The following is a 1729-nucleotide window of genomic DNA, read 5'->3' as shown; positions in this document are numbered from 1 at the left end:
GGAACGTCAGGCTGTGAAAAAACCTCCTTTTTCTATTAAAAACCTTCAATTTTCCTGTTTTGCAATTGAAATAACGCCTTTTTAAGAAGGCTCTTTTTTTAGGCTACTAATTTCATTAGATAATAATCAAGGGCATTAGTTAGCTTTAAATACTCCGTTTTTAGACAAAACAAAACTTTTGCCTTGTAGGGTGAATTCCATTTTTTGAGCTTGGCAATAAGATCGGGAATGCCCATGATATTGATACTGCGTTTGATGTTATACACCAGCATAATCAGGCTGTGTTCTCCGTTTACTTTTTCTAGTCCCTTTAAGTTGGTATGGTTATAGCCCCATTGTCGTTTGATGGTGCCAAAAATATGTTCGTTGATTTCCTGTCGTTTGCGGTAGAGCTGTGGGTTCTCATGGTAGCGCTTGTTGTTTTCTTCTACGGCATCGGCATATTGGCTCCTGTCGATTTCTCTGCCTGCAGCTCTACTAGTACATAAATGTTTTACGGGACATTCTTTGCATTTTGGGGTTCGGTATTTTTTAAAATTATAGGTATCTCTATCTGTAGTTTTCTTATGCCAACTGCCCGTAGTTTTTAGCGTTTCGCCTTGTGGGCAGGTATAGGTATCGGTGTCTTGATTGTATTGAAATTGGGCTACCAAATAATCCTTGGTCGTACCATTTTCGTTACTTTTTCCTTGTTCAGGCTGCGCTACAATGGTAGTGATGTTGGCTTGTTTGCAGATTTCTATTTGTTTGCCATTATGGTAGCCTTTATCGACCAATGCAGTATAGATTTCGATACCCAGATTCTCTTTGGCTTCTATGGCAATAGCTGACAATGCACTGCGATCGTTCTTGTTGATCGTGTGCGTGGCTACAACAAGATTGTGTTTGGCATCGACTGCAGCCTGAATATTGAACGAAATCTCAACCACTTGTCCCTGAACTAGCAAGGCTCTGGAATCGTTATCGGTGGTGCTTATTTGTGGTTCGCCACTTGCTTTTAGTTTTTCTTCCAGTTGCTCATAACGAAACTTGTTTCCTTTCAAGCGCTCTATCTTTTGTTGGATATTTTGGATTATTGCCGAATTATCTTTGGCGTCATTTTCTTCCAAGATATCCAAGTATTCTTGGGTCTTAGCTTCAATGTAAGCTAAGTGTTTGTCGATTTTCTTTTGGTTGAAATTGGCTTTCTTGCTATTGTGTGCGCGGCTTTTGGTACCATCGATAGCAATGGTTTCGCATCCTATCAAATCAGCATCTTTCAAGAACGAAACAAAGAATTTGAAAGTGTTCTTTAATGCGATTGGGTTATTTTTTCTGAAATCGCTAATGCTGTGGTAATTTGGACGAATGTCTTCTAAAAGCCATTGCATTTCAATGTTTCTTAAACATTCCTTTTCTAGATCTCGACCACTTCTGACTCCGTTGAGATAACCATATAAATAAATCTTTAGAAACACTTTACTATTGAAACTCGGGCGACCTTCGGTCTTGAGCGTTTTTACAGCAAAATCGAGCTTAGAGAGGTCAATATATTCGACAAAGGCATCTATAAATCGCACCTGGTTATCGGGACTTATAGTGTCTTCTAAACTTGAAAAACGCATTTGCTGACGGGAAATACCTGTGATATGTTGCATTCTTAAAAATACGAAAAATCTTCTTTTTATACAAGTATTTTGTTATATTTGATCATAATACAACAGAGGTTTTTTCACAGACTGACGTTGGC

General features: G+C 38.5%; 1 protein-coding gene. It reads right to left on the bottom strand.

What is annotated here, in order from left to right:
* Positions 1-98: 98 nt before the first annotated feature.
* The gene (locus E0F89_RS16970) at positions 99-1637 is read right to left on the bottom strand and encodes an IS1182 family transposase (RefSeq protein WP_243699547.1); all 1539 of its coding nucleotides are present in this window, start codon (positions 1635-1637) and stop codon (positions 99-101) included.
* Positions 1638-1729: the final 92 nt, after the last annotated feature.

The organism is Flavobacterium caseinilyticum (assembly GCF_004349085.1).
Lineage (GTDB): Bacteria > Bacteroidota > Bacteroidia > Flavobacteriales > Flavobacteriaceae > Flavobacterium > Flavobacterium caseinilyticum.
The sequence above is the reverse complement of the archived record's forward strand: the minus strand, read 5'-3'. Positions and strand labels throughout refer to the sequence as shown.

What these genes read in the sequence shown, in the direction of transcription:
- E0F89_RS16970 (WP_243699547.1), bottom strand. Translation starts at nt 1,637, where the DNA reads ATGCAACATATCACAGGTATTTCCCGTCAGCAAATGCGTTTTTCAAGT.